Source organism: Streptomyces sp. NPDC006923 (assembly GCF_040635655.1).
Classification (GTDB): domain Bacteria; phylum Actinomycetota; class Actinomycetes; order Streptomycetales; family Streptomycetaceae; genus Streptomyces.
On the sequence record NZ_JBEYIF010000011.1, the window covers coordinates 136940 to 156933 of the forward strand.

A 19994-nucleotide genomic window follows, 5' to 3' on the forward strand; every position below is an offset into this window, starting at 1 on the left:
GCCGGCTTCGGCGCAGGGAGGTGCCCCCACCGTGCAGCAGCAGGACATCGTCGCGCGGGCCACGGCCTGGCTGGCCGAGGACCCGGACAGCGAGACCCGCGAGGAACTCGGCAAGATCATCGACGCCGGGGACCCCAGCACACTCGCCGAGCTGTTCAGCGGCACGCTGCAGTTCGGCACGGCGGGCCTGCGCGGCGAACTGGGCCCCGGGCCGATGCGGATGAACCGCGCCGTGGTCATCCGGGCCGCCGCCGGCCTCGCCGCGTATCTGAAGGGCCGGGGCGACGGCGACGGACTCGTCGTCATCGGCTACGACGCCCGCTACAAGTCCGCCGACTTCGCCCGGGACACCGCCGCCGTGATGACCGGCGCGGGCCTGCGCGCCGCCGTGCTGCCGCGCCCGCTGCCCACCCCCGTCCTGGCCTTCGCCGTGCGGCATCTCGGCGCCGTCGCCGGTGTGGAGGTCACCGCCAGCCACAACCCGCCCCGGGACAACGGCTACAAGGTCTATCTCGGCGGCGGCTCCCAGATCGTGCCGCCCGCCGACGGTGAGATCGCGGCCGAGATCGCGGCGGTCGGCGCGCTGGCGGACGTCCCGCGCCCCGACAGCGGCTGGGAGACCCTCGGGGACGAGGTGCTGACGGCGTATCTGGAGCGCACGGACGCCGCCCTGACCGCCGGGTCGCCCCGGACGGCGCGGGTCGTCCACACGGCGCTGCACGGCGTCGGTACGGAGACCTTCACCGCGGCGTTCGCCCGGGCGGGCTTTCCCGAGCCCGTGCCGGTGGCCGAGCAGGCCGAGCCCGATCCGGCCTTCCCCACGGTCGCGTTCCCGAATCCGGAGGAGCCGGGCGCGATGGACCTGGCCTTCGCCACGGCCCGCCGCGTCCAGCCCGATCTGATCATCGCCAACGACCCGGACGCGGACCGCTGCGCCGTGGCCGTCCCCGACGACTCGGCCGACGGCGGCTGGCGGATGCTGCGCGGCGACGAGGTCGGCGCGCTGCTCGCCGCGCATCTCGTCCACAAGGGGGCGACGGGCACCTTCGCCGAGTCGATCGTCTCGTCCTCGCTGCTCGGCCGGATCGCCGCGGCGGCCGGGGTCGGTTACGAGGAGACGCTGACCGGCTTCAAGTGGATCGCCCGCGTCGAGGGCCTGCGGTACGGATACGAGGAGGCCCTCGGCTACTGCGTCGACCCCGACGGCGTGCGCGACAAGGACGGCATCACCGCCGCGCTGCTCGTCGCCGAACTCGCCTCGGAGCTGAAGGCGAAGGACCGTACGCTCACCGACCTCCTCGACGATCTCGCGGTGACCCACGGTCTGCACGCCACGGACCAGCTCTCGGTCCGCGTCAAGGACCTGTCGCTGATCTCGGACGCGATGCGCCGGCTGCGTGAGCACCCGCCGGTGCGGCTGGCCGGTCTGAATGTCGTCTCCGCCGAGGACCTGACCCGGGGCGCGGCCGGGCTCCCGCCGACCGACGGCCTCCGCTACCGGCTGGAGGGCGAGTACCGGGCCCGTGTCATCGTCCGTCCCAGCGGCACCGAGCCGAAGATCAAGTGCTATCTGGAGATCGTCGTCCCGGTGGCCGACGCGACGGCCCTCACCACGGCCAGGGCGACCGCGGCCGGGACGATCGCCGCGATGAAGCGGGACCTCGCGGCGGCAGCCGGGATCTGAGCCGTACCTGCGGGGCCCGTCACCCGGGACGGGCCCTTTGGGGCCCCGGCCGGTGGCGAGCGGCGCTCAGCCGGTGGCGAGCAGGACGACCAGGAAGACCAGGCCCACCAGGGCCGGGGCCATGATCTCGTACGCCCAGCGGACCGCCGGCGCGCCCTGCGCGGTGGGCCGGGAGGCGGACCGCTCGGCCAGTTCGCGCAGCTCGATCACCGTCCGGTCGGCCTGGGCCATCCGCGAGGCGGTGTCGGTGACGTCGGCGTTGACCGACGTCCGGCCGTGCGGGTCGTCGTGCGCGAGATGCGACTGGCGGCGGGCGGCGCGCTTGCGCTGCCGCAGCGAGACGGGCACGGCCCAGAGCTGGAACGTGCCCGCGTCCTGGGTGAACACCTCGCACGAGTAGGACGCCTTGACATTCGTCACAACCGCCCAGGGAAGCAGGATCGTCCGGAACGGATTCCGGATCCGCAGCCGGTCGTCATTGGCGAAGACCGCCGGGCGCAGGGTGAAGGCGACGACGAGCGGTACGACGAGCAGCAGCCCGGCGACCGCCAGCCACGGTGTGCGGCCGGTGCCCCGGACGAGCGCGTCCCCGCCGATCCAGGCGGCGATCACGAGCAGGACCACTCCGCCCGCGATCCCGCCCACCGACCGGAAGACACGGTCGGCGTAGGTCGGCTCGGAGGGCTGTCGGGTGCTCGTCATATCGTCGATTCTGCCGTACGGCTCCAAGCTCCCTCCAGGACCCGTCCCCCGTCCGGGGGTCCGGTCACAGCTCGGGAACGGCTCGCTCCGCCCGCGCGCAGGCGCTGTACACCCCGCTACGCGCGTAGATATGCTCATCTGGTGACCATGCCCACCATCACCCCCGCATTCGCCGATGTGACGGCGTCCGACAGCGCGCTGCGCCGGTTCCTGCACGGGCTGCCCGGCGTCGACGCCGTCGGCCTGGAGGCGCGCGCCGCGTCGCTCGGTACGCGCTCGATCAAGACCACGGCCAAGGCGTACGCCATCGATCTGGCCATCTCCATGATCGACCTGACGACGCTGGAAGGCGCGGACACCCCGGGCAAGGTCCGGGCGCTCGCCGCCAAGGCCCTCCGGCCCGATCCGACCGACCGCACCACGCCCGCCACCGCCGCGGTCTGTGTCTACCCGGACATGGCGGAAACGGCCGTGGCCGCGCTCGCGGGGTCGGACGTGAAGGTCGCCTCCGTCGCCACCGCCTTCCCGGCCGGCCGCGCCTCGCTCGGTGTGAAGCTCGCGGACACCCGCGACGCCGTGGCCGCGGGCGCCGACGAGATCGACATGGTCATCGACCGCGGCGCGTTCCTCGCGGGGCGCTATCTGAAGGTGTACGAGGAGATCCGCGCCGTGAAGGAGGCGGCGGGAGCCGCCCGGCTCAAGGTCATCTTCGAGACCGGCGAGCTGTCCACGTACGACAACATCCGCCGCGCCTCCTGGCTCGGCATGATCGCCGGCGCCGACTTCATCAAGACGTCGACCGGCAAGGTCGGGGTCAACGCCACCCCCGCCAACACCCTTCTGATGCTGGAGGCCGTGCGCGACTTCCACCAGCGGTCCGGTGTGCGGATCGGCGTGAAGCCGGCCGGCGGCATCCGCACCAGCAAGGACGCGATCAAGTTCCTGGTGCTGGTCAAGGAGACCGCGGGCGAGGAGTGGCTGGACAGCCACTGGTTCCGCTTCGGCGCCTCCAGCCTGCTGAACGATTTGCTGATGCAGCGTCAGAAGCTCAGCACCGGCCGGTACTCCGGCCCCGATTACGTAACGGTGGACTGACATGGCATTCGAGTACGCGCCGGCCCCGGAGTCCCGTGCGATCGTCGACATCGCGCCCTCCTACGGACTCTTCATCGACGGCGAGTTCGCCGAAGGCTCGGGCGGAGGTCTGAACAAGACGGTCAGCCCGTCCACCGAGGAGGTATTGGCCGAGTACACCCAGGCCAGTACGGCGGACGTCGACCGGGCGGTCGGGGCCGCCAGGAAGGCGTTCGAGAAGTGGTCCGCGCTGCCCGGCTCCGAGCGCGCCAAGTACCTCTTCCGGATCGCCCGGATCATCCAGGAGCGCTCACGCGAGCTGGCCGTCCTGGAGACCCTCGACAACGGCAAGCCGATCAAGGAGACCCGCGACACCGATCTTCCGCTGGTCGCCGCGCACTTCTTCTACTACGCGGGCTGGGCCGACAAGCTCTCGCACGCCGGTTACGGCGCCGACCCGAAGCCGCTGGGCGTCGCCGGCCAGGTCATCCCGTGGAACTTCCCACTGCTGATGCTCGCCTGGAAGATCGCGCCGGCGCTCGCCACCGGCAACACCGTGGTGCTGAAGCCCGCCGAGACGACACCGCTGTCCGCGCTGTTCTTCGCGGACATCTGCCGCCAGGCCGGGCTGCCCAGGGGCGTGGTGAACATCATCACCGGTGACGGCGCCACCGGCGCCGCGCTCGTCGGGCACCCGGACATCGACAAGGTCGCCTTCACCGGCTCGACCGCCGTCGGCAAGGCCATCGCCCGCCGTCTCGCCGGGACGGACAAGAAGGTCACCCTCGAACTGGGCGGCAAGGGCGCCAATATCGTCTTCGACGACGCCCCGATCGACCAGGCCGTCGAGGGCATCGTCACGGGCATCTTCTTCAACCAGGGCCAGGTCTGCTGCGCGGGCTCCCGGCTGCTGGTCCAGGAGTCGGTCCACGACGAGCTGCTGGACTCGCTCAAGCGGCGGCTGTCGACGCTGCGGGTCGGCGATCCGCTGGACAAGAACACCGACCTGGGCGCGATCAACTCCGCCGAGCAGCTCGCCCGTATCACGGCACTGGCCGAGACGGGCGAGGCCGAGGGCGCGGAGCGCTGGTCGCCCGCCTGCGAACTCCCGTCCTCCGGCTACTGGTTCGCACCGACCGTCTTCACCAACGTCACTCAGGCACACACCATCGCCCGCGACGAGATCTTCGGCCCGGTGCTGTCGGTGCTGACGTTCCGTACGCCCGAGGAGGCCGTGGCCAAGGCCAACAACACGCAGTACGGGCTGTCGGCCGGCATCTGGACGGAGAAGGGCTCCCGCATCCTGGCGGTCGCCGACCGGCTCCGCGCGGGTGTCGTCTGGGCCAACACCTTCAACAAGTTCGACCCGACCTCGCCCTTCGGCGGCTACAAGGAATCGGGCTACGGCCGCGAAGGCGGCCGCCACGGCCTGGAGGCGTACCTCGATGTCTAAGGAATCCACCGGCACCGTCGCGGGCCGGCTGCGTGTCTTCAAGACCTACAAGCTGTACATCGGGGGCACGTTCCCCCGCAGCGAGAGCGGCCGGGTGTACGAAGTGACCGACTCCCAGGGCGCCTGGCTCGCCCACGCCCCGCTGTCCTCCCGCAAGGACGCCCGGGACGCGGTCGTCGCGGCCCGCAAGGCGTTCGGCGGCTGGTCGGGCGCGACCGCGTACAACCGCGGCCAGGTCCTCTACCGGGTCGCCGAGATGCTGGAGGGCCGCCGTGACCAGTTCGTACGCGAAGTCGCGGACGCCGAGGGCCTGCCGAAGCCGAAGGCCGCGGTGCTCGTCGACGCGGCGGTCGACCGCTGGGTCTGGTACGCGGGCTGGACCGACAAGATCGGCCAGATCGCGGGCGGAGCGAACCCGGTCGCGGGCCCCTTCTTCAACCTCTCCACTCCGGAGCCGACCGGTGTCGTCACCGTGCTGGCCCCGCAGGAGTCGTCCTTCCTCGGCCTGGTCTCCGCCGTCGCACCGGTGATCGCCACGGGCAACACGGCGATCGTGGTCGCGAGCGAGAGGTCCCCGCTGCCCGCGCTCTCCCTCGGCGAGGTGCTGGCGACCTCCGACCTCCCGGGCGGTGTGGTCAATGTGCTCTCGGGAAGGACCTCCGAGATCGCGGCCCCGCTCGCCGCGCACCAGGACGTCAACGGCATCGACCTGACCGGCGCCGACGAGGTCCTGGCCAAGGAGCTGGAGATCGCCGCCGCGGACAATATGAAGCGGGTGCTGCGCCCGCGGCCCGCCGACTGGTCGGCCGATCCGGGCACGCGACGGCTGACGGCCTTCCTGGAGACAAAGACGGTCTGGCACCCGACCGGCAGTCTCGGCGCCTCCGGTTCGTCCTACTGAGTCCCGCGCCGGCGAGGGCCCGCCGTTCCGGCATCCCGGAGCGGCGGGCCCTCGTCCGTCGCGTCGTGCCGTACGGGTCAGCCGGGCAGCAGCCCCGCGGCCGCGCCGGCCAGCGGCAGATCCTTGAGCGCCCCGCCCTGGGTCAGCGGACCGGTCACCAGCGCCGTGGACACCGGCTTGAAGTCGGCGACCTGCGTCCCGACCGCGTTGTCCAGCGGATCGACGCCGGTACCCGCCAGCGGATTGAGCCTGAGGTGCTTGACGGGCGCCACCGCGCCCGCCGTCCCGTGGTCGAGCGAGGTGCCGAGGGACTGCCCCGCCGCCGTACCGGCCGTGGTGAGCTGGGACTCGGAGCCCGCCACGGGGACGGGCGCGGCGGGCTGCGCCGCCTGGGCCGCGCCGCCCAGACCGAGGGCCGCGCCCGCCGCCGTGACGGTCAGACCGGCACGCGCCAGAACGCGGCGCGGCGGGGTGGGAGCTGCATGACGTGCCATGGGATTTCCTGCCTGGCCTGGTATTCGAGTAATCGGGAACGCACTCAGCGTAGTCGAGAGGGCGTGTGCGACACCAACAAGACCGGCCAAGCGGACATATGACGTCCCGGAAATGTGGCCGACCCGTCCCCGGGGGTTCACCTCGCGGACGGATGCCCCACACTGGTGTCCCGTGAGTTCCCCATCCCACCCAACCCGGGTCGTCCTGCTCGCGGGCCCGTCCGGCTCCGGGAAATCGTCCCTCGCCGCGCGCACCGGCCTGCCCGTGCTGCGCCTCGACGACTTCTACAAGGAGGGCGACGACCCGACGCTGCCGCTCGTCCCGGAGAGTGCGGACATCGACTGGGACTCCCCGCTGTCCTGGGACGCGGACGCCGCCGTCGCGGCGGTCGCCGAGCTGTGCCGCACGGGCCGTACGACCGTCCCCGTCTACTCCATCGCCACCAGCGCCCGGGTGGACACGGAGACGCTCGACATCGAACGCACGCCGCTGTTCGTGGCGGAGGGCATCTTCGCCGCCGACATCGTGGCGCGCTGCCGGGAACTCGGCGTACTGGCGGACGCGCTCTGTCTGCGCGGCCGTCCCTCGACGACATTCCGGCGGCGGCTGCTGCGCGATCTGCGCGAGGGACGGAAGTCGCTCCCGTTCCTGCTGCGGCGCGGCTGGCGGCTGATGCGCGCGGAACGCGCGATCGTCGGCCGGCAGACGGCGCTGGGCACGCATCCGTGCGGCGGGGACGAGGCACTGGGCCGGATCGCGGCCGCGGCGGCCGGCCGGCGCCTGCGGCCGCGCCGCGCCCCGTCGGACGGAACAGCGGCGGCCGGCGCACCGGTGGGCGGTCGCTGACGGCCCCTGCGGCGCGGCGGGCGGTGGCGTCCGGCACGACGAAAGCGGGACCGGACAGGTCCCCCCGGCCTGTCCGGTCCCGCTTCCCTCTCCGGTGATCCCCCGTGATCCCCGTGCTTCCCCCGGTGGTCTCCCCCGTGCTTCCCCCGGAGCCCCGTGCCCCCGTGTTCCCGCCGTCTCCCCCCGGAGCCGGCGGGTCCCCGTTCCCCCTGCTGCCCTCAGGCGACCAGTTCGCCGAAGGACTCCTCCTCGTCACGGCCGAAGCTGAGGACCTCGTCCTCGCGCAGCCGGCGGAGCGACCGCCAGATGCTCGACTTCACCGTGCCGACACTGATGTCGAGGATGTCCGCGATCTCCGGGTCCGTGCGGCCCTCGTAGTAGCGCAGCACCAGCATCGTGCGCTGCGTCTCGGGAAGGCGCGAGAGCGCCTGCCAGAGCACCGCGCGCAGTTCGGTGCCGCGCATCGCGTCGATGTCGCTCGCCGTCTCCGGCAGCTCCTCGGTCGGATACTCGTTGAGCTTGCGCCTGCGCCAGGCGCTGATGTGCAGATTGGTCATGGTGCGGCGGAGGTAACCGCCGACCGCGGCCTTGTCGCTGATCCTGTCCCAGGCCCGGTACGTCGAGAAGAGGGCGCTCTGGAGCAGATCCTCCGCCTCGAACCGGTCGCCGGTCAGGTGGTAGGCGGTCGCGTACAGAGAGGCACGGCGCTCCTGGACATAGGCGGTGAACGCCGCTTCGGCGTCCGCCGTCTCCGTCCGGGCGGGCCGCTCCCCCGGGGCCTCCCCGTACGCCGCTCCCCCGCCGGTCCCCTGCGGCACGTCCACCGCCGTCATGTGCGACGGCTTGTGGCGCCCGGCGCCGCGAACGCACCCCCGCCCGTTCACGGCGCCGGACTTCTCGCTCCATGTGACGTCGTGGAGACGCGTGACCACCGCGCCAGAGGTCGTACCGTGCAGTGCGTTCATCCCGCGCCCCCCGTCGTATGGAGTCTGCTGCTTTCCCTGTGCCCATGAGCTTGCCGGGGCAGTTTCATCACCCTGTCCGCCGTCTGTCACAGGCCTGTCACAGGGGACTTCGGTGCTTGCGGACCGGGCCGCCGAAGGTTGGGAGCGCTCCGACTGTCGAACTCGGTCCCCCCATGGGACAGAATGACCTCCGTGCCTTTCCTGTTGCTGATCGAGGACGACGACGCCATCCGCACGGCCCTCGAACTCTCGTTGTCACGCCAGGGCCACCGTGTGGCCACCGCGGCGACGGGAGAGGACGGCCTGAAACTGCTCCGGGAACAGCGGCCGGATCTGATCGTGCTGGATGTGATGCTGCCCGGGATCGACGGTTTCGAGGTGTGCCGCCGCATCAGACGCACCGACCAGTTGCCGATCATCCTGCTCACCGCGCGCAGCGACGACATCGATGTGGTGGTCGGTCTGGAGTCCGGGGCCGACGACTATGTGGTGAAGCCGGTGCAGGGGCGGGTGCTGGACGCCCGGATCCGGGCCGTACTGCGGCGCGGCGAGCGGGAGTCGACGGACTCCGCGACATTCGGCAGTCTGGTGATCGACCGTTCCGCGATGACCGTCACCAAGAACGGCGAGGACCTCCAGCTCACGCCGACCGAGCTGCGGCTGCTGCTGGAGCTGAGCCGCCGCCCCGGACAGGCGCTCTCGCGCCAGCAGTTGCTGCGGCTGGTGTGGGAGCACGACTATCTGGGCGACTCCCGGCTGGTCGACGCGTGTGTGCAGCGGCTGCGGGCGAAGGTGGAGGACGTACCGTCCTCGCCGACGCTGATCCGCACGGTGCGGGGCGTGGGCTACCGGTTGGACGCGCCTTCGTGAGCGACGCACCCGGGTCCGGCGGACCGGACGGCGGCCCGCCTCGGGACACCCCGGCGAAGAGCGGCGCCCAGGACGACCGGCCCGCCGGGCGCGGCGACGCGCGGGGCGGCACGGCGAGGAAGACCGCCCCCGGCGGGCTCCGCTGGACCAGCCTGCGGCTGCGGCTGGTGGTCGTCTTCGGCGCGGTCGCGCTGACCGCCGCGGTCTCCGCGTCCGGGATCGCGTACTGGCTCAACCGCGAGGCCGTGCTGACCCGCACCCAGGACTCCACGCTGAACGACTTCCGGCAGGAGATGCAGAACCGCGCCGCGGAGCTGCCGCCGCGCCCGCGCCAGAGCGATCTCCAGAGCACCGCCGAGCAGATGGCCGCCGCCGGCCCCAACTACGACGTGCTGCTGATCGACGAGCGCGACAAGGGGAAGCCCATCGTCGGCGTCTCCGACCCGGACGTCTTCACGCTCGACGACGTACCGGCGTCGCTCCAGCACGCCGTGAACGACAGGCTTGAGGTGTCCGCCGGGAATCCGTACCCCTACCACCTCTTCTGGCAGCGCACCGAGCGCGACGGCACGCCGTATCTGGTCGGCGGTACGCGGATCATCGGCGGCGGGCCGACCGGCTATCTGTTCAAGTCCCTCGACCAGGAGCGCGCGGATCTCAACTCGCTCGCCTGGTCGCTGGGGATCGCCACGGCGCTCGCGCTCGTCGGGTCCGCGCTGCTCGCGCAGGCCGCGGCGACGACGGTGCTCAAACCGGTACGGCGGCTGGGCGAGGCGGCCAGGCAGCTCGGCGAGGGAAAGCTGGGCACCCGGCTGCGGGTGTCGGGTACGGACGAACTGGCCGATCTGTCACGGACGTTCAACAGGGCCGCCGAGTCGCTCCAGAAGAAGGTCGCGGACATGAGCGCGCGGGAGGAGTCCAGCCGCCGCTTCGTCGCCGACATGTCGCACGAGCTGCGCACCCCGCTGACCGCGCTCACCGCCGTCACGGAGGTCCTGGAGGAGGAGGCCGAGAGCCTCGACCCGATGATCGCGCCCGCCGTGACCCTGGTGGTGAGCGAGACCCGGCGGCTCAATGTCCTGGTGGAGAATCTGATGGAGGTCACCCGCTTCGACGCGGGTACGGCCCGGCTCGTCCTCGACGATGTCGATGTCGCCGACCAGGTCACGGCCTGTATCGACGCGCGCGCCTGGCTGGACGCGGTGGAGCTGGACGCGGAGCGCGGCATCATGGCGCGGCTGGACCCGCGCCGGCTCGATGTGATCCTGGCGAATCTGATCGGCAACGCGCTGAAGCACGGCGGTTCCCAGGTGCGGGTCGCGGTGCGGACGGAGGACGACGCGCTGGTCATCGAGGTACGGGACCACGGTCCTGGTATCCCCGAGGACGTTCTGCCGCATGTCTTCGACCGCTTCTACAAGGCCAGCGCGTCCCGGCCGCGCTCTGAGGGCAGCGGGCTCGGTCTGTCGATCGCGATGGAGAACGCCCATATCCACGGCGGCGGCATCACCGCGGCCAATGTGCCCGGCGGCGGCGCGATGTTCGTCCTGCGACTGCCCCGGGACGGCTCGGAGGCCGCGGGGCGGGACCGGGAAGAGGAATCCGGAGAGGAAGGCGACGCACCGTGACGCCCGGGAGCCGGACGCCCAGGAGCGGCACGGGCAGCGGCCGGAGGCGCCGGGCGGCCGTGGGGCTGGCGAGGACGGCGGGGGTGGCCGCGCTCGCCGTGTGCGCCGCCGCGTGCGGGATCAGGACCACGTCCGTGCCGGTGGACGCCGGGGCCGCGCCCTCGCGGGTGCCGTGCGAGGTCTCCAGGAAAGATGTCATCACCCAGGCGCTGCCCGGGGTTCCCGTGCAGGTCTATCTGGTGTGCGCCTCCGGGCTGGTACCGGTGGAGCGCGCGGCCCGGATCCCGGAGGAGAAGGCGCTCGACGGGCGGATACAGATCGCGCAGGCGCTGCTCGACGAGCTCCAGGCGGAGCCGTCGGCCGCCGAGCGGCGGGCGGGGTTCAGCACCTCGGTGCGGGGACCGCTGATCCTGTCCAGCCCGCGCGGCAGCGATCCGCCCGGCACGCTGCGGCTCAGCCGCCCGCCGGAGGACCTGCCGGCGGCGGCGCTCGCGCAGATCGTCTGTACGTTCGCGGAGAGCGAGGCCACGAGCGGGAAGGTGACGCTCGGCGGGCCCGGCGACTACGCGCCCCATGTCTACGGGTGTACGCAGGAGGCGAAGAGCCGTCCGGATTCGGCCGTGCCGACGCTGAGCCCCGTCCACCCGTCGCCCTGACGGCGGCCGGACCGATCGTGGGCCGGATCGTCTGCCGCAGGGCGGAGGACGCGCGTCGCACGGGCCTCGTCGCACGTGTCGCGCCCCTCCTGTCACGGCCGGGCGTGATGCCCGTCTCATGCGGCCGTTCTTCCGCGACGGGCGGAACCGATCCCGCCGGGGCCCGCGTCTTCGGCTTCGTGCGTCAAGGTCCGGGCGGCAGTGCCGTCATCCGCTTCCGTACAGCGGGGTTCGTTCTCCTCCTCATGCATCTTCTGCTGGTGGGGTGGCTGACGCTCCGCCCGCTGGACGTGATGTGGGTGACCGCGGCCAATCTGACACCGCTCGCGGGCATCCGGGCGGATCTGGCGCTGAGCCCGCTGGAGGCCCTGCGCCGGATGGGCGAGGGACTGCTCCTGCTGGCCCCGCTCGGTGTGCTGCTGCCGATGGCCGGCGGCCGGCTCACCGTCTCGCCCTGGGCGTCCCTGGCCCGTACGGTCGCGGCCGGAGCGCTGATCTCCCTGGGGATCGAACTGGCGCAGACCGGAGTGCCCGGCCAGGTGGTCGACGTGGACTCGCTGCTCCTCAACACGGCAGGGGTGGCGCTCGCGCATCTCGCGGTCGTGCCCGCGGGCCGGTCCAGGATGCGCCGCAGACAGCGGTCCCACGGCTCGCGCCGGGCACCGCGCCCCGGGGACGACCCCGGCGCCGTCCTGCGGGAGGACGCCTCTCAGGGACGGACCCCGACGACAACCAGGGTCGGTGTCGCCCCGTAGAGCGACGCTTCGTCCCCTGACCCGGCGGCACCATGGAGACATCGGGAGCCCATCAGGAGAGGCTCCCTCCCGGACTCGTGAAGGAGCCCACCATGGCCGCATTGGCCCGCCCCCGTGACGGACGCATGATCGGCGGAGTGTGCGCGGCGCTGGCACGGCGCTTCGGCACCTCCGCCACCACCGTACGAGTGATCTTCCTGGTCTCATGCCTGCTGCCGGGCCCTCAGTTCCTGCTGTATCTGGCGCTGTGGGCGCTGCTGCCGGGCGAGAAGACCCGCACGGCCGCCTGGTAGCACGGTGAGGCGCGCACCCGGCGCGGGTGCGCGCCTCACCGCTGCGGTCGCTCAGCCGCCGAGCGGGAGCCCGCTGACCGGGGCTCCGCCCTGCGCCAGGCTGTTGACCGGCAGTCCGCCGAGCAGGGAGTGCAGGGGGCCGGCGGTCCTGACGGACGAGAGCACCTGGGGCGCGGCCTTCTGGAGGGTGGCGAGCGCGGTCCGGCCGGCCGTCGCCGCGTCCGACGCGGGCACCGGGAGCTGGGGGGCGGTGCCGCCCACCGGCAGGGTCTTGCTGACGAGGTCGGCGCCGTTGAGGGGCACGGCGGGCGCGGCGGAGGCGGTGCCCGCGGCGGTGGCGGCGAAGGCGGCGCCGAGGGCGGCGACACCAAGGGTCTTGACGGCGGACTTCTTCATCTGGGATTTCGTCCTCGGGGAATGGGGGGAGGTGAGCAGCTCTGCAAGTTAGCGAGCCACACACCTGTCCCGCAAACACCCGGAAGGGGTCGGGAATGAGTGTTCCCGACCCCTCCCCGATCAGGGTGATCGACGTATCCGGCAGAGAAACTAGCTGGTCACAGCCGTCTGCTTGAACAGCCATTCGGATTTCAGCTCGGCGTATCCGGGCTTGATCACATCATTGATCATGGCAAGTCGTTCGTCGAAAGGGATGAATGCTGATTTCATCGCATTGACGGTGAACCACTGGATGTCGTCGAGCGTGTAGTCGAACGCGTCGACCAGCAGCTCGAATTCACGGCTCAGGCTTGTGCCGCTCATCAGGCGGTTGTCGGTGTTCACCGTCGCCCGGAAGTGCAGACCCCGCAGCAGGCCGATGGGGTGTTCGCCGTACGAGGTGGCCGCGCCGGTCTGGAGGTTGGAGCTGGGGCACAGCTCCAGCGGGACGCGCTTGTCCCGTACGTACGCGGCGAGCCGGCCCAGCTTCACGGAGCCGTCCTCGGCAACCTCTATGTCATCGATGATGCGCACGCCGTGGCCCAGCCGGTCGGCGCCGCACCACTGGAGCGCCTGCCAGATCGAGGGCAGCCCGAACGCCTCACCGGCGTGGATGGTGAAGTGGTTGTTCTCCCGCTTCAGATACTCGAAGGCGTCCAGGTGGCGGGTGGGCGGGAACCCGGCCTCGGCGCCCGCGATGTCGAAGCCGACGACGCCGGAGTCCCGGTAGCGGTTGGCGAGTTCGGCGATCTCCAGGGAGCGGGCCGCGTGCCGCATGGCCGTCAGCAGCGCGCCGACCCGGATGCGGTGACCGTTCTCACGGGCCCGGCGTTCGCCTTCCCGGAAGCCCTCGTTGACGGCCTCGACGACCTCTTCGAGGCTGAGGCCCTGCTCCAGGTGCTGCTCGGGCGCGTAGCGCACCTCGGCGTAGACGACGCCGTCCTCGGCGAGATCCTCGGCGCACTCCGCGGCGACCCGGAAGAGCGCCTCGCGGGTCTGCATGACGGCGCAGGTGTGCGCGAAGGTCTCCAGATAGCGCTCCAGCGAACCGGAGTCGGCGGCCTCGCGGAACCAGAGGCCGAGCTTGTCGGGCTCCTGCTCGGGCAGCGCCTCGTAGCCGGTCTCCCGGGCGATCTCGATGATCGTGCCGGGACGCAGCCCGCCGTCCAGATGGTCGTGGAGAAGGACCTTGGGAGCGCGGCGGATCTGATCGGCGGTGGGCGGACGGAAGGTCTGGCTCGTCATCTCCGCACTCTAACTCCTACGCGCGTAGAGTGCGCTGGTCGATATGTAACAGTGACCGCGCGGACGGGTGGCGTACACCTCCCCTTCTGAGACTGTTCTGCTATGGGACAGCACGCAGTTCCCGGGGCGGGGGACCCGACCGCGGAGCGGTACGGCCCGGCGCGCGGGCGTCACACGGAGCCACGGGCACGGCTGGGGAGGGTGGTCACCGCGCTGACCACGGGTTCCGCGGTGGGAGGGGTGATCCTGGTGCTGCCGCCGGGCGAGCCGGTCTCGGTCCGCCGCCCCTCGCCCGTCGCCTACGCGGGGGTGTTACCGCTGGCGAGGTCGCTGGCGAGGTCCGGGGCGGCCGAAGGGCTCGTCGTGCACCTGGTGCGCTACCGCCGGCGGGGCTGGAACGGCGCGGACGCGCACCTCGCGGCGGACGCGGAATGGGCGGCGGAGGAGGCGGTGCGGCGCTACGGCGACGTCCCCGTGTGCCTCGCGGGACACGGCATGGGCGGCCGGGCCGCGCTGCACGCCGCGGGACACCCGGCCGTCACCTCGGTGCTGGCGATGTCCCCCTGGCTGCCGGAGGACGACCGGGCCGTGGAACCGGAACCGGTACGGCAGTTGGCGGGCCGGCAGGTACTGATAGTGCACGGCACCAATGACGCGCGCAGCGATCCCGAGCTCTCCTACCGGCTGGCCGAACGCGCGAAGAAGGTCAACCGGGACACCTGCCGCTTCGAGGTCCACTCGGACGGTCACGCGCTCCGTCAGCACCATGGCGAAGTCCTGGCGCTGGCCGCGGACTTCGTGCTGGGCGCGCTGCTCTCGCGCACCTACTCCCGCCCGGTCGCGGACGCGCTCGCGGCGCCGCCGCCGCTGGGGCTGCGGATGCCGCTGGCGGCCGGGTTCGGCAGGTCGCTGCGCTGGTGACCGGCTCCGGGCCGGGTCCCTTCATTCGGGCAGCAGTTGACCGCGACGGGACAGCAGGAAGCGCTTGAAGGCGGCCACCGGCGGGGTGTCCCGGTGGCCGTCCAGCCAGGCGACACCGATCTCCCGCACGGCGCGCGGCGCCGTGACCGTCAGCTCGACAACTCCCGGGCGGGCGACGGCCGGTGGCGGCAGCAGCGCGACACCCAGGCCCGCCGCGACCAGGCCCCGAAGCGTCTCGGCCTCCTCGCCCTCGAAGGCGACACGCGGCCGGAAGCCGGCCTCGGCGCACAGGTCGTCGGTGATCCGGCGCAGCCCGTACCCCGGTTCGAGGGTGACGAACGTTTCGTCCGCGGCCTCGGCGAGCCGGACCCGCCGGCGCCCGGCCAGCCGGTGGTCGTCGGGGACGACCAGCCGCAGCCGCTGTTCGTCCAGCCTGCGGGCGACCAGATCCGGGGCGTCCGGCATCGGCGAGGTGAGACAGAGATCCAGATCGCCCGCGCGCAGACGCTCGATCATCGCCTCGCCGTAGTTCTGCACGAGTTGGAACCGCACCCGGGGATGGTCGGCGCGGAAGGCCCGGATCAGTCCGGGCACGGTCTCGGAGCCCATGGTGTGCAGAAAGCCGAAAGCGACCTTGCCGGACGCGGGATCGGCGTCGGCCCGGACGGACTCGGCGGCGCGCTCCACCTCCGCGAGGGCCCGCTCGACCGAGGCGAGGAACGTACGGCCCGCGAGCGTGAGGGAGACCGTACGGCCCCTACGGGCGAACAGGTCCACGCCCAGGTCCTGTTCGAGCCGGACCAGCGCCCGGGAGAGCGTGGACTGCGGGACCCCCATGTCCTGCGCGGCGCGGGTGACATGTTCGTGGCGGGCCACCCCGGCGAAGTGCGCGAGGCGCGGCGCCAGGATCGCGGACCAGGACTCCGGGTCCAGCCCGGCGGTCGGCGCCATGTCGTCTTCGTTACTGTTCCATGACACACGCGGCCGTGAGCTGGGTTCATGCACCATGGGAACGATTATCGCCATTCCCTGCATTGGACGCATGAAGACCGCGGTGCCTACGTTCTCCGTATGCCTTCTGTCAGTACCGAGGCACCCGTCACCGCGGGTGCCTCCGCCGCGCCCTCCTCCGCACCGACTCTCCTCGCTCCCGGCCGCCCCGGATTCCGCCGGATGAGCTTCGCGCTCTTCGCCGCCGGGGTCGCGACCTTCGCCCTCCTCTACTCCACCCAGGCACTGCTCCCCGCCATCTCCGCCGGCTTCGATGTGACGGCGGGCCGCGCGAGCTGGACCGTGTCGGCGGCGACGGGCGCGCTGGCCCTGTTCGTCCTGCCGCTGAGCGCGCTGTCCGAACGATTCGGCCGGCGCACTCTGATGTCCGTGTCGCTGGTGGTCGCGGTGGCGGTGGGGCTGCTGGTGCCGTTCGCGCCCAGCCTGGAGTGGCTGGTGGCGCTGCGCGCGGTACAGGGCGCGGCGCTCGCCGGGCTTCCGGCGTCGGCGATGGCGTTCCTCGCCGAGGAGGTACGGCCGAAGGCGCTGGTCGCCGCGATCGGGCTGTTTGTCGCGGGCAACAGCGTCGGCGGGATGAGCGGCCGGATCCTCACCGGCTGGGTGGCCCAGCTCTGGGGCTGGCGGGCGGCGCTGGGCGCGGTCGGCCTGCTCGCGGTGGTGTGCGCGGTGGCCTTCCGTGTCCTGCTCCCGAAGGCACGGAACTTCACACCGCGTTCGCTGAGCCCGCGCGGGCTGGCGAGGACGGTCGGCGGGCACCTCGCCGATCCCCTGCTGCGGCGGCTGTACGCGATCGGCGCGCTCTTCATGACCGTGTTCGGCGCGGTCTACACCGTGATCGGCTACCGCCTGGTGGAGGCGCCGTTCAACCTGCCGCAGGGCATCGTCGGCTCGGTCTTCCTGGTCTACCTCGTCGGTACGGCCTCCTCCGCGGCGGCCGGACGGCTGGTCGGGCGGCTCGGCCGGCGCGGCGCGCTGTATCTCGCGGTCGGCACGACGGCGGCCGGTCTGCTGCTGTCACTCCTCGACACCCTGCCGGCCGTACTGCTGGGGCTGGTGCTGATCACGGCGGGCTTCTTCGCCGGTCACGCGGTCGCCTCCTCGTCGGTGAGCCGTACGGCGAAGACGGGCCGCGCACAGGCATCGGCCCTCTACCAGTCGGCGTACTACCTGGGCAGCAGCGCGGGCGGCACCCTGGGCGCGGTCGCCTTCCACGCCGGCGGCTGGGCCGCGACGGTGCTGCTGGGGCTGCTGGCGGTCCTCGGAGTCGTCTCGATCACCCTGTACGGGACCCATGTGGCGCGCGCCGCCGCCGCGAGCCGGCCGGACACCGCGGGGACGCCGTAACCCGGCGATTGTCAGTGGGCTGCGATAGCTTCCGGGCACTGGTTCCAAGGGTGCGACTGGGGTGGCCGATGACTGATCTCGCGACACAAGAAGACCTGGATTCCCGGCTGGAGAGATACCGGACGGAGCTGACGGGCTACTGCTATCGGATGCTGGGCTCCGCCTTCGAGGCGGAGGACGCCGTGCAGGACACGATGGTCCGCGCGTGGCGCGCCCATGAGAAGTTCGAGGGCCGGTCCTCGCTCCGGTCCTGGCTGTACCGCATCGCGACGAATGTGTGCCTGGACATGCTCAGCGCGGGCAACCGCCGCGCCCGGCCGATGGACCTGTCCGCGGCCACACCGGTGGCGGAGGCCCGGCTCACCACCCGACCGGAGCTCACCTGGCTGGAGCCCGTCCCGGACGGACGGGTGCTGGCGTCGGTGGCCGATCCGGCCGAGACGGCGGTGGAGCGGGAGACGATCCGGCTGGCGTTCGTCGCCGCGCTCCAGCACCTGCCGCCGAAGCAGCGGGCCGTGCTGATCCTGCGCGAGGTGCTGGCCTGGAAGGCCGCCGAGGTCGCCGAGCTGCTGGGCACGACGGTCGCGTCGGTCAACAGCGCGCTCCAGCGGGCGCGCGCGACGCTCGCCGAGTCCGCCCCGGCCACGACCGACGCGACCGACCCGCTCGACGCGGAGCAGCAGGCGCTGCTGGAGCGTTATGTCGCGGCCTTCGAGAGCTACGACATGGAGGCACTGACGGCGCTGCTGCACGACGACGCGAAGTTCTCCATGCCGCCCTACGACCTGTGGCTCCAGGGGCACGACGACATCGTGGGCTGGATGCTGGGCGTCGGCGCGGTCTGCCGCGGCTCGAAGCTGGTCCGCACCACCGCCAACGGCCAGCCGGCCTTCGCGCACTACCACCCCAGCGACGACGGCACCGGCTACACGGCGTGGTCGCTCCAGGTCATAGAGGTCCGCGACGGCCGGATCGCGGGCATCGACAACTTCCTGGACACGGAGCGCTGGTTTCCCCTGTTCGACCTGCCGAGGCGCCTCTAGAAGGCCGGATCGGCTCCCCTAACCCAGCACCTCCCCCAGCCCCACCACCTCCAGCAGCAGCCCCAGCTCCGCGCCCGCCCCCCGCAACCGCATCCGTCCCCCCGCGGTGAGCTGGAGCCTGGCCAGGGCGTCGACGGCGGTCAGGTCCGGCCGGACCAGGCCGCCGACGTCGCAGATCACCTCGGCCCCGGCCGAGTCCCGCAGCCGCGAGGTCAACTCCTCGCACAGCCGGGGTACATCGGCCGGGGTCAGCCGGCCGGCGATGTTGAGCACGATGGGTTCTGTGGCGTCCACAACAAGGAGACCGGCCCCGCGCCCGGAACTCATCGCGGGGTCAGCCGACGCGCTCCAGCACCACCGGCGCCGCCGTGAACTCGGTGCCGGCCGCGGCGATGTCGTACGCGCCGTCCAGCGCGCCCAGCGCGTAGTCGAACTTCTCCGGGGTGTCGGTGTGCAGGGTCAGCAGCGGCTGCCCGGCGGTGACGGTGTCGCCCGGCTTGGCGTGGAGTTCGACGCCCGCGCCGGCCTGGACCGGGTCCTCCTTGCGGGCGCGGCCCGCGCCCAGGCGCCAGGCGGCGACGCCCACGCCGTACGCGTCGAGCCGGGTGAGAACGCCGGAGGACGGCGCGGTGATCACCTGGCGTTCGCGCGCGACCGGCAGCGCCGCGTCCGGGTCGCCGCCCTGCGCCGCGATCATGCGGCGCCAGACGTCCATCGCCGAGCCGTCAGCCAGGGCCTTCGCCGGGTCGGCGTCCTTCAGGCCCGCCGCGTCGAGCATCTCGCGCGCGAGGGCGAGGGTCAGCTCGACCACATCGGCCGGGCCGCCGCCCGCCAGGACCTCGACGGACTCACGGACCTCCAGGGCGTTGCCCGCGGTGCGGCCGAGCGGGGTGGCCATGTCGGTGAGCAGGGCGACGGTCCTTACCCCGTGGTCGGTGCCCAGGCCCACCATGGTGGCGGCGAGTTCGCGGGCGTCCTCGATGGTCTTCATAAAGGCGCCGGTGCCGACCTTGACGTCCAGGACCAGCGATCCGGTGCCCTCGGCGATCTTCTTGGACATGATCGAGGAGGCGATCAGCGGAATGGCCTCGACGGTGCCGGTGACATCGCGGAGCGCGTACAGCTTCTTGTCCGCGGGCGCCAGTCCGTCGCCCGCCGCGCAGATCACCGCGCCGGTGGTCTCCAGGACGTCCAGCATCTCGGCGTTGGAGAGCAGCGCGCGCCAGCCCGGGATGGACTCCAGCTTGTCGAGCGTGCCGCCGGTGTGGCCGAGGCCCCGGCCGCTGAGCTGCGGCACGGCCGCGCCGCAGGCCGCCACCAGCGGGGCGAGCGGCAGAGTGATCTTGTCACCCACGCCGCCCGTGGAGTGCTTGTCGGCCGTGGGGCGCGACAGCGCCGAGAAGTCCATGCGCTCGCCGGAGGCGATCATGGCTGCGGTCCAGCGGGCGATCTCCGTACGGTTCATGCCGTTGAGCAGGATCGCCATCGCCAGCGCCGACATCTGCTCGTCGGCGACCTCGCCGCGCGTATAGGCGTCGATCACCCAGTCGATCTGTTCCGGGGTCAGCTCGCCCCGGTCCCGCTTGGCGCGGATGACGGAGATGACGTCCATGACGTTCCTTTCGATGAGTACGGCCCCTCCGCCGCCGGATCGCGGCGACGGAGAGGCCGGG

At 72.2% G+C, this 19994-nt stretch carries 21 protein-coding genes; 13 read left to right on the forward strand and 8 right to left on the reverse strand.

Annotation, left to right across the window (positions count from 1 at the left end):
- Positions 1-31 precede the first annotated feature (31 nt).
- Positions 32-1684 (forward strand): phospho-sugar mutase, encoded by a 1653-nt coding sequence (locus ABZ707_RS22660; RefSeq protein WP_360177824.1) that lies wholly within the window; start codon positions 32-34, stop codon positions 1682-1684.
- Positions 1685-1750: 66 nt separating this feature from the next.
- Here ABZ707_RS22660 and ABZ707_RS22665 read toward each other — a convergent pair whose 3' ends face one another.
- Positions 1751-2386: a PH domain-containing protein gene (locus tag ABZ707_RS22665; RefSeq protein ID WP_360177827.1), complete on the reverse strand. Its 636-nt coding sequence runs from the start codon at positions 2384-2386 to the stop codon at positions 1751-1753.
- A gap of 147 nt (positions 2387-2533) precedes the next feature.
- On the opposite strand from ABZ707_RS22665, the gene deoC reads away from it, so the two are divergent.
- From deoC to ABZ707_RS22680, 3 genes are read left to right on the forward strand one after another with little or no spacing between them, the layout of a single operon-like run.
- Positions 2534-3481 (forward strand): deoxyribose-phosphate aldolase, encoded by a 948-nt coding sequence (deoC, locus tag ABZ707_RS22670; protein WP_360178161.1) that lies wholly within the window; start codon positions 2534-2536, stop codon positions 3479-3481.
- Between the two features lies 1 nt (position 3482).
- Positions 3483-4913 carry an aldehyde dehydrogenase family protein gene (locus ABZ707_RS22675; protein ID WP_360177830.1) on the forward strand — a complete coding sequence of 477 codons (1431 nt, stop codon included), beginning with the start codon at positions 3483-3485 and terminating at the stop codon, positions 4911-4913.
- Complete coding sequence (locus ABZ707_RS22680) at positions 4906-5814, forward strand: aldehyde dehydrogenase family protein (RefSeq protein ID WP_360177833.1); 909 nt, start codon at positions 4906-4908, stop codon at positions 5812-5814. Before ABZ707_RS22675 ends, ABZ707_RS22680 begins: the two co-directional genes overlap by 8 nt.
- 77 nt (positions 5815-5891) lie before the next feature.
- Here ABZ707_RS22680 and ABZ707_RS22685 read toward each other — a convergent pair whose 3' ends face one another.
- Positions 5892-6308 carry a hypothetical protein gene (locus ABZ707_RS22685; protein ID WP_360177836.1) on the reverse strand — a complete coding sequence of 139 codons (417 nt, stop codon included), beginning with the start codon at positions 6306-6308 and terminating at the stop codon, positions 5892-5894.
- Positions 6309-6420: 112 nt separating this feature from the next.
- Here ABZ707_RS22685 and ABZ707_RS22690 point away from each other — a divergent pair, with 112 nt between their 5' ends.
- The gene (locus ABZ707_RS22690; RefSeq protein WP_360177839.1) at positions 6421-7155 is read left to right on the forward strand and encodes a uridine kinase; all 735 of its coding nucleotides are present in this window, start codon (positions 6421-6423) and stop codon (positions 7153-7155) included.
- Between the two features lie 218 nt (positions 7156-7373).
- Here ABZ707_RS22690 and ABZ707_RS22695 read toward each other — a convergent pair whose 3' ends face one another.
- A complete protein-coding gene (locus ABZ707_RS22695) occupies positions 7374-8120 on the reverse strand; it encodes a SigE family RNA polymerase sigma factor (RefSeq protein WP_360177842.1) in 747 nt (248 codons plus the stop codon).
- A 192-nt stretch (positions 8121-8312) separates the two neighbouring features.
- On the opposite strand from ABZ707_RS22695, the gene afsQ1 reads away from it, so the two are divergent.
- From afsQ1 to ABZ707_RS22720, 5 genes are all read left to right on the forward strand, one after another.
- Positions 8313-8990: a two-component system response regulator AfsQ1 gene (gene afsQ1, locus ABZ707_RS22700; protein WP_173476453.1), complete on the forward strand. Its 678-nt coding sequence runs from the start codon at positions 8313-8315 to the stop codon at positions 8988-8990.
- A 152-nt stretch (positions 8991-9142) separates the two neighbouring features.
- Positions 9143-10618 (forward strand): HAMP domain-containing sensor histidine kinase, encoded by a 1476-nt coding sequence (locus ABZ707_RS22705; RefSeq protein ID WP_360178164.1) that lies wholly within the window; start codon positions 9143-9145, stop codon positions 10616-10618.
- 59 nt (positions 10619-10677) lie between these two features.
- Complete coding sequence (locus tag ABZ707_RS22710; protein WP_360178167.1) at positions 10678-11274, forward strand: hypothetical protein; 597 nt, start codon at positions 10678-10680, stop codon at positions 11272-11274.
- A gap of 245 nt (positions 11275-11519) precedes the next feature.
- Entirely contained in the window at positions 11520-12029 is a 510-nt protein-coding gene (locus tag ABZ707_RS22715; RefSeq protein WP_360177847.1) for a VanZ family protein, read from the forward strand.
- Positions 12030-12121: 92 nt separating this feature from the next.
- A complete protein-coding gene (locus tag ABZ707_RS22720) occupies positions 12122-12322 on the forward strand; it encodes a PspC domain-containing protein (protein ID WP_360177850.1) in 201 nt (66 codons plus the stop codon).
- Positions 12323-12373: 51 nt separating this feature from the next.
- On the opposite strand, the gene ABZ707_RS22725 is transcribed toward ABZ707_RS22720, so the two are convergent.
- Together ABZ707_RS22725 and ABZ707_RS22730 are read right to left on the reverse strand one after the other, a co-directional pair.
- The gene (locus ABZ707_RS22725; RefSeq protein WP_360177853.1) at positions 12374-12718 is read right to left on the reverse strand and encodes an ATP-binding protein; all 345 of its coding nucleotides are present in this window, start codon (positions 12716-12718) and stop codon (positions 12374-12376) included.
- Between the two features lie 150 nt (positions 12719-12868).
- Entirely contained in the window at positions 12869-14002 is a 1134-nt protein-coding gene (locus ABZ707_RS22730) for an adenosine deaminase (protein ID WP_360177856.1), read from the reverse strand.
- Positions 14003-14104: 102 nt separating this feature from the next.
- Between ABZ707_RS22730 and ABZ707_RS22735 the strand changes: the two genes are divergently transcribed.
- The gene (locus ABZ707_RS22735; protein WP_360177859.1) at positions 14105-14923 is read left to right on the forward strand and encodes an alpha/beta hydrolase; all 819 of its coding nucleotides are present in this window, start codon (positions 14105-14107) and stop codon (positions 14921-14923) included.
- 21 nt (positions 14924-14944) lie between these two features.
- Here the strand turns inward: ABZ707_RS22735 and ABZ707_RS22740 are convergent, their stop codons facing one another.
- Positions 14945-15931, reverse strand: a complete 987-nt coding sequence (locus ABZ707_RS22740) for a LysR family transcriptional regulator (RefSeq protein ID WP_360177862.1) — start codon at positions 15929-15931, stop codon at positions 14945-14947.
- A 63-nt stretch (positions 15932-15994) separates the two neighbouring features.
- Here ABZ707_RS22740 and ABZ707_RS22745 point away from each other — a divergent pair, with 63 nt between their 5' ends.
- Positions 15995-17278 carry an MFS transporter gene (locus ABZ707_RS22745; protein WP_360177864.1) on the forward strand — a complete coding sequence of 428 codons (1284 nt, stop codon included), beginning with the start codon at positions 15995-15997 and terminating at the stop codon, positions 17276-17278.
- 68 nt (positions 17279-17346) lie between these two features.
- Positions 17347-18321: a sigma-70 family RNA polymerase sigma factor gene (locus ABZ707_RS22750; RefSeq protein ID WP_360177867.1), complete on the forward strand. Its 975-nt coding sequence runs from the start codon at positions 17347-17349 to the stop codon at positions 18319-18321.
- A gap of 18 nt (positions 18322-18339) precedes the next feature.
- Here ABZ707_RS22750 and ABZ707_RS22755 read toward each other — a convergent pair whose 3' ends face one another.
- Positions 18340-18615 (reverse strand): STAS domain-containing protein, encoded by a 276-nt coding sequence (locus tag ABZ707_RS22755; RefSeq protein WP_360177870.1) that lies wholly within the window; start codon positions 18613-18615, stop codon positions 18340-18342.
- A gap of 40 nt (positions 18616-18655) precedes the next feature.
- Positions 18656-19933, reverse strand: coding sequence for a thymidine phosphorylase (locus ABZ707_RS22760; protein ID WP_360177873.1), 1278 nt, complete (start codon positions 19931-19933; stop codon positions 18656-18658).
- Positions 19934-19994: the final 61 nt, after the last annotated feature.

What these genes read in the sequence shown, in the direction of transcription:
- ABZ707_RS22665 (WP_360177827.1), bottom strand. Translation starts at nt 2,386, where the DNA reads ATGACGAGCACCCGACAGCCCTCCGAGCCGACCTACGCCGACCGTGTC.
- deoC (WP_360178161.1), top strand. Translation starts at nt 2,534, where the DNA reads ATGCCCACCATCACCCCCGCATTCGCCGATGTGACGGCGTCCGACAGC.
- ABZ707_RS22675 (WP_360177830.1), top strand. Translation starts at nt 3,483, where the DNA reads ATGGCATTCGAGTACGCGCCGGCCCCGGAGTCCCGTGCGATCGTCGAC.
- ABZ707_RS22680 (WP_360177833.1), top strand. Translation starts at nt 4,906, where the DNA reads ATGTCTAAGGAATCCACCGGCACCGTCGCGGGCCGGCTGCGTGTCTTC.
- ABZ707_RS22685 (WP_360177836.1), bottom strand. Translation starts at nt 6,308, where the DNA reads ATGGCACGTCATGCAGCTCCCACCCCGCCGCGCCGCGTTCTGGCGCGT.
- ABZ707_RS22690 (WP_360177839.1), top strand. Translation starts at nt 6,421, where the DNA reads ATGTGGCCGACCCGTCCCCGGGGGTTCACCTCGCGGACGGATGCCCCA.
- ABZ707_RS22695 (WP_360177842.1), bottom strand. Translation starts at nt 8,120, where the DNA reads ATGAACGCACTGCACGGTACGACCTCTGGCGCGGTGGTCACGCGTCTC.
- ABZ707_RS22715 (WP_360177847.1), top strand. Translation starts at nt 11,520, where the DNA reads ATGCATCTTCTGCTGGTGGGGTGGCTGACGCTCCGCCCGCTGGACGTG.
- ABZ707_RS22720 (WP_360177850.1), top strand. Translation starts at nt 12,122, where the DNA reads ATGGCCGCATTGGCCCGCCCCCGTGACGGACGCATGATCGGCGGAGTG.
- ABZ707_RS22725 (WP_360177853.1), bottom strand. Translation starts at nt 12,718, where the DNA reads ATGAAGAAGTCCGCCGTCAAGACCCTTGGTGTCGCCGCCCTCGGCGCC.
- ABZ707_RS22730 (WP_360177856.1), bottom strand. Translation starts at nt 14,002, where the DNA reads ATGACGAGCCAGACCTTCCGTCCGCCCACCGCCGATCAGATCCGCCGC.
- ABZ707_RS22735 (WP_360177859.1), top strand. Translation starts at nt 14,105, where the DNA reads ATGGGACAGCACGCAGTTCCCGGGGCGGGGGACCCGACCGCGGAGCGG.
- ABZ707_RS22740 (WP_360177862.1), bottom strand. Translation starts at nt 15,931, where the DNA reads ATGGTGCATGAACCCAGCTCACGGCCGCGTGTGTCATGGAACAGTAAC.
- ABZ707_RS22745 (WP_360177864.1), top strand. Translation starts at nt 15,995, where the DNA reads ATGCCTTCTGTCAGTACCGAGGCACCCGTCACCGCGGGTGCCTCCGCC.
- ABZ707_RS22750 (WP_360177867.1), top strand. Translation starts at nt 17,347, where the DNA reads ATGACTGATCTCGCGACACAAGAAGACCTGGATTCCCGGCTGGAGAGA.
- ABZ707_RS22760 (WP_360177873.1), bottom strand. Translation starts at nt 19,933, where the DNA reads ATGGACGTCATCTCCGTCATCCGCGCCAAGCGGGACCGGGGCGAGCTG.